We start from the raw sequence: 5,956 nt of genomic DNA, 5'->3' as shown, positions 1-5,956 counted from the left end.
TTCAAAACTACGTCTATATGCCGCCTTGCGAGCAGTGCGTCTATATCCGCTTTGCGTTTTTGTGCATGGCGCTAGGAGGGCTAGTCGCGATCATAAATCCTAAAAACTTACTTCTCGCAGCGGTCGGCTACCTGTTAGCCTTTTGGGGCGCGATCCAGGGAATAATGTATAGCGTCAAACTCGCCAAAATCCACGACGCCGTGCACGGAGACGATCCGTTCGGCGTGCAGGGCTGCTCGACCGAGCCGCACTATCCTTTCGGCTTGCCGCTTGAGCGGTGGGCGCCCGATTGGTTTTTGCCTACGGGCGACTGCGGCTACGATAATCCGCTAGTGCCCGAGGGCGTCACGCTAGACGGCTTTCAGAAGTATCTCGTGGATCTTTATGGGGACGGCTGGTATCTGATCCCATCAAGTAAATTTATGTCGATGGCAGACTGCACGCTCGTAGGCTTTAGCGTCTGCTTCGTCGTGCTCGCCGCGATGTTTATTTGCAAAATTTTAACTATCAAAAAAGCTTAAATCGGTCTAAATTTAGACCGATTTTGCTATACTCGCCATATGAAAGCCTTACGCGAGCATAATTTTAAAATCTACTTCATCATCATTTTCGCAAGCCTTTTCGTGGTGCTTTTGGGCGTGAAAAACTACGAGGACGCCAAGGCGCAGATCGTGGCGCTCGCGGATAAAAACAAGATCGCCGCGAGCGAAAATATGGTCGGGAATTTCTCGTTTTGGCTAGACGAGCGGCTGCACTCCTTGGTGCGTGCGGCTAAATTTATGCAAAACGCAGGCGCGATACGAGACGACGAAAAGCTCGGCGGCTTCATACGGCTTTTTAAAGAAAACTCCGCTGAATTTGACGCCTTGCAGTTTTTGCGCGAGGACGGGGAGATCTTCGTGGACGGCAAGGAGCTGGGCGAAAATGAAGCTATGCCAAAGAGTCTGCGCACGGGGCTTGTGTGGTTTGAAGAGACCAAAAGCACGCTCGTGCCCACGGTAAATTTTATGCAGCGCCATAAAATCTTAGGCGAGCCGACGCTAAATTTATGCGTGCCCGTCATGGACGGCGGCTCGTTTGCGGGGGTGTTTTGCGGCGTGGTGAAACTGCAAAACATACTAAAAAATATGGAAAAATTTAAGCTCGCGCCCGATTCCTACGCCTTTATCGTAACCCACGGCGGCGAAATTTTAACGCCGATGAAGGATGCGGCGCTAAAAAAGCAGATCGAGGATAAATTTAAAGAGCTTTTCTTGCGTGACGAAGATATCACGAGTCTAAATATCGGCTCAAATTTCATCTCCGTCGCCGAGATCCCCACGCTAAACTGGTTCATCGGCGCAGGCACCGATAACGAAAAGGAGCTCGCCGCGCTGCTTAACTCCGCGCTAAAAAACGCCCTCATCCTGCTTTTTGCGTTCGCGGCGCTGGCGCTGGTGGCAAATTTCCTCCACAACTTTATGTATTCAAAAATCAAAAACCTGCAAGACGATTACGAAGCCCTGCTTAAGCACAAAGCCCGTATGAGCGAGGCGGGCGAACTAATCAGCGGCATAAATCATCAGTTTATTCAGCCGGTTAATTCGCTAAATTTGATGATCTCAAGCCTACTCATGCTACAAAAAGACGGCAAGCTAGACGCCGCGACGCTAGAGAGTATGCTGCAAAAAGGCCAAGCCGCGACCGTGCTTTTAAGCGATACGATCGAGATTTTTAGAAATTTTTATAAAAGCAGCGACAGCCCGCAAAAATTTAGCGTGCAGCGCTGTATAAAAGACCTGCTAAAGCTCATGCACACCGAGCTTAGCAAGGCAAACGTCGCGGTAAGCCTGCGCGAGTTTAAAGACGAAGAGGCCACGTAGCGCATGGGCATCGTGCAGCAAATTTTACTCATCCTCATTCACAACGCCAAGGACGCGGTCGTGGAGCGATACAAAGACGAAATCGCCAAGCGGCAAGTTTTTATCGATGTCAAATTTGAAAACGGCACGTGCAAGATAGCCGTCACGGACTACGGCAGCGGCGTGAGCAAGGAGCTTCGGGATAAAATTTTAACCCAACCCAAAACCACCAAAAAGCAAGGAAGCGGCATCGGGCTGTATTTTGGCAAAAAGCTAGCAAACGAGAAGCTCGCAGGCGACATCAAACTGCTAAGCGCGGGCGATCCGACGACGTTTGAGCTGAGCTTTGAGACAAATTTAAAGGAGTGAGATGCAAGAGCATTTGAGGCTACTTAAAGACCTAAGCGTCCTCATCGTCGAGGACGACGAGATCGCAAGGGAGCTGCTAATAGGCGGGCTAAAGCCCTACTGCCTAAGCGTCTGGGGCGCGGGCGACGGGCTGGAGGGGCTGGAGCGCTTTAAAAAGCTAGCTCCCGCCATCGTCATCACCGACATCCACATGCCCGCGATGAACGGCTTTGAGATGATGAAGGAGATGATGCGCATAAAGCCCGCGCAAAAATTTATCGTCTTTACCTCCTACGACACCGACGACAATCTCATCAAAAGCATCGAGCACGGCGCGGCGTCGTTTCTAAAAAAGCCCGTCGATATCGCCGCGCTCTGCCGCCTGCTCGTGGCTCTAACCTACGAAAAGGACGAAAAGCTCGTGCGCCTGGGCTCGCAAACCAGCATAAATCTCGCCAAAGAAAAGATCTACAAAAACGGCGAGGAAATCTATCTATCCTTTTTGCAAAACAAGCTCTTTTGGCTCTTTGCGTATAATCTAAACAAGCTCGTGAGCTACGAGATGATCGAGGAGTTCGTCTACGAGGGCGAACAAACGAGCAAGGGCGCGATACAAAACGTCGTGCTGAGGCTGAAGCGGGAGCTGGGGGTTAAATTTAAAAACATTAGCGAGAGTGGATATATACTGCTAAGCGGCGAGTAGGGTAAATTTAGCGGCTTGTCTCGCGAGCGCTTTTTAATGAGTTTTGTTTTTGCTCCTGCGGCAACCTATTTGGTTAGCCCTTGTCGCAAAAACTGCAACAACATTAAAAATCATCTCACGATACTTCGCTTTGACGTTTTATGTTCAAATTTGGCGTTAAATTTTATTTTGCGGCTCGTCTTTTTCCGTCATACTTCGCTTCGCTTCCCTTGCGGTCTCAACTGCAAGTAGAAAGCGGCTCGCTCGGCTTCGATCACGGGCGAGCGAGTCCGCTCCCTCGCCTCGTTTGCCGCTGCCTCGTCTGACGTAAAAATACTTCACCTTGAAATTTTACATTTAAATTTAAAGTCAAATTTTTAAATTTTAGCTCAAATTTTACCCGCCTAGACTCGCACCTTGAAAATATAAAATTTAGACATTATCGTTCCGCGCGGCTTAGCGATAAAATTTGCTAGAACCCTGCCGCTGCGGCTAAATTTAATGCAGCGCGTAAAACAAAGCTTGCTTTGACGCGGCGAAACCTATTTCGCCAGCAGCTCCTTTACCGCGGCGGCCATTTCATCGACGGAGCCGAACGAAGCCGTGTTTAAGAGATACTTGCCGCTGACGACAAATGCCGGCACGCCTGAAATCACCGCGACTTCGTAGCCCGCGTCCCACTGCGCGAGCAGAGCCTGCGCCTTTTTGCTAGCAAGCGCAGCTTCGTATTCGCTCATGCTCACGCCCGCGGCATCCAGCGCGGTTTTGATGAACCTTTGTTTATCACTGCCGCCGCCAAAATCATCCTTTTTGTCGTGGACCGCTTTGTAAATCGCGAATTTCGCCTTTTTAAATTTCGACTCGTCGCTTAGTAGGCTCACATCGTCCTTTTCATCAAGCACGATAAGGACTGCAAATATACCGCTCGCCGTCTGTCCGAACACACCCTTGGTCTTTAGATGCCACGGCAAAAACTCCGTCCCCTCAAGCTTTTTCATCAGCTGCGGCGTGACCGTCCTATCAAACGCATAGCAGTGCGGGCACTCGTAGTTAAAAATTTTGACGACGCTGTTTTTCGGCACGTTTAGCGGCTTTTGCAACACTTGATAATTAACGCCCTCCTCTAGTGCGTTTGCACCTACGCTAATCAAGCAAACGGCGGCTAAAATTCTTAAAAATTTAGCGATTTTCATAAAATTCCTTTGCGGTAAATTTTAAGGATTGTATAAAATAAAGGGTAAATTTGAAATAAAATCTAAGCAACGAGCTTCTTTTTTAATTCTTTAACCATTTCGAGTTTAAGTTCCTTAGTTGTATAATGCCTGAAATTTTACATTTCAAAACAAGGAGTAGTTATGAAAAAGTCTATTTGTATCGCGATTTTGCTATGCGCCAGTTTGATGGCGAGTGAGTGCACCGCAGTGTATGGAGATGGAAAAACAGAGCTAAAGCTTGCTACGGGAAGCCCGGGAGAGCTTGGGCTACTAGAAGTTTTATCTAATGAATTTAGCAAGGCAAACGACACCAAAATTTGCTGGATAAAAGCAGGAAGCGGCCAGACTCTCGAACTTTTGAAAAATAAAAAGATAGATATCGCTATGGTTCACGCTCCAAAGGCGGAAATAAGCGCCGTAAAAGAGGGCTGGGCTACGCAAAGGACGTTGATCGGATCAAACGAGTTTTTTATCGTAGGGCCTAAAAGCGATCCCGCAAAGATAAAAACCGCCCAAAACGTAACAGAAGCCTATACCGATATAGCCAAATCTCAAAGCCTTTTTTACACCAGAGCGGACAACTCCGGAACTCATAAAAAAGAGCTTAGTATCTGGAAAATGGCAAATATCGTTCCGCAAGGCCAGTGGTATGAGGCAAATAAAGATTTTATGTTAGCGACTCTTTTAAAAGCCGATAAAAACGGAGCATATTTTATGAGCGATAGCAGTACTTGGGTCGTGGCGAAAAAAGATATAAAATCCAGCGAAATTCTATTTCGCGGCGATAAATATCTAATAAATACGTATTGCGCCCTAAGACAAAACGATAGCGATACTGCCGAAAGCAAGAAATCGAAAGATTTTATAGATTTCGTAGCTTCAAGCGCAGGGCAAGAGATAATTAAAAATTACGGTAAAGACAGATACGGCGAAGGGCTTTACAACGACGCTGCATACGCTCAGAAATATTTTATAAGCGAGTAGAATTTGAGTCTTAAAAGATTAAATTCGGCAAATTTGATAAGCCGAATTTCAACGACGCGATGGGTAAAATTTAAGCAAGCGGGTTAAATTTCAGACCGAATTTAACCCGCCGCGTAAATTCTAAATTTACTGCGGCGATCGCACTAAATTTAATCTCGGCGCGAAATTTTAATAATCAAAGATATTCGGATCGATCACCATCGCGCGATATGCCACGTCGTCTCTAGACGCGGACTCCACGTCCATCTCAAATTTGACGTCGTTTGTTTTCGGATCGATCTCCACGAGCACCATTTTGATCGTTTTATCGGGCTTTAGCAGATAGACGTTCGAGCTTGAGATGAAATACGTGCTTTTATCCTTTTGCCACTCCACGACGCTCGTAACCGCGCTATAGAAGTCAAATCCGCGCTCCTTGCCAAACTCCCACGTCTGCTCGACCGTGCCCTTTTTCTCGTCGATCTTGTACTCGACCGCGCGGGAGTATTTTTCCTCTTTTAGCGCAGGCTGCTCCATACCGCGGCCGTCGCCGTTGTCAAATACGCTGATGTGCTTGATTGGGCCCTTGTTATCATAGCGCGGAGTGAGCCACGCGGTGTGCTGCGTCCACGACCAATCAAAGTCGCCCTCGCACCTTGAGTTTTCGCATTTGATCTTGTTGCCGTTTTTATCCACGGGCACCAGCACTTTTTCTTTAAAGTCCGCGCTCCAGCCCTCAGGCGATGCGAGGATCCATTTTACCTTTTTGTCGCGGCCGATCTTAACTATGCCTTGGTGGCGAAGCGAGAGGATGATGCCGTCGTCGCTAGGATCGTGCGAGATCGAGTTTACGTGCGCCCAGTTGCGTCCCGTGCCGGTCGAGGTCACGTCGCCGAAAGGCAGATCGT

General features: G+C 48.1%; 5 protein-coding genes and 1 pseudogene. 4 read left to right on the top strand and 2 right to left on the bottom strand.

The window, feature by feature from the left end; translation table 11 throughout:
• The 3 genes and pseudogenes from dsbI to Q0394_RS04795 form a co-directional block, all read left to right on the top strand.
• Positions 1-521, top strand: a 521-nt coding sequence (gene dsbI, locus Q0394_RS04810) for a protein-disulfide oxidoreductase DsbI (protein WP_298945747.1), incomplete at its 5' end; no start/stop codon positions are given.
• Positions 522-560: 39 nt separating this feature from the next.
• Positions 561-2,210: pseudogene (locus Q0394_RS04805) on the top strand (sensor histidine kinase).
• Position 2,211: 1 nt separating this feature from the next.
• A complete protein-coding gene (locus Q0394_RS04795) occupies positions 2,212-2,892 on the top strand; it encodes a response regulator (RefSeq protein WP_298945744.1) in 681 nt (226 codons plus the stop codon).
• A 521-nt stretch (positions 2,893-3,413) separates the two neighbouring features.
• Here the strand turns inward: Q0394_RS04795 and Q0394_RS04790 are convergent.
• Positions 3,414-4,064 (bottom strand): thiol:disulfide interchange protein DsbA/DsbL, encoded by a 651-nt coding sequence (locus Q0394_RS04790; RefSeq protein ID WP_298945743.1) that lies wholly within the window; start codon positions 4,062-4,064, stop codon positions 3,414-3,416.
• Between the two features lie 162 nt (positions 4,065-4,226).
• Here Q0394_RS04790 and Q0394_RS04785 point away from each other — a divergent pair, with 162 nt between their 5' ends.
• Positions 4,227-5,069 (top strand): substrate-binding domain-containing protein, encoded by an 843-nt coding sequence (locus Q0394_RS04785; RefSeq protein WP_298082365.1) that lies wholly within the window; start codon positions 4,227-4,229, stop codon positions 5,067-5,069.
• A 168-nt stretch (positions 5,070-5,237) separates the two neighbouring features.
• On the opposite strand, the gene Q0394_RS04780 is transcribed toward Q0394_RS04785, so the two are convergent.
• Positions 5,238-5,956, bottom strand: a 719-nt coding sequence (locus tag Q0394_RS04780) for an aryl-sulfate sulfotransferase (RefSeq protein WP_298945742.1), incomplete at its 5' end; no start/stop codon positions are given.

Source organism: uncultured Campylobacter sp., from assembly GCF_938039205.1.
Lineage (GTDB): Bacteria > Campylobacterota > Campylobacteria > Campylobacterales > Campylobacteraceae > Campylobacter_A.
The sequence above is the reverse complement of the archived record's forward strand: the minus strand, read 5'-3'. Positions and strand labels throughout refer to the sequence as shown.

Excerpts from the sequence above, each read along its gene's own strand:
- Q0394_RS04785 (WP_298082365.1), top strand. The coding sequence starts at position 4,227 with ATGAAAAAGTCTATTTGTATCGCGATTTTGCTATGCGCCAGTTTGATG.
- Q0394_RS04795 (WP_298945744.1), top strand. The coding sequence starts at position 2,212 with ATGCAAGAGCATTTGAGGCTACTTAAAGACCTAAGCGTCCTCATCGTC.
- Q0394_RS04790 (WP_298945743.1), bottom strand. The coding sequence starts at position 4,064 with ATGAAAATCGCTAAATTTTTAAGAATTTTAGCCGCCGTTTGCTTGATT.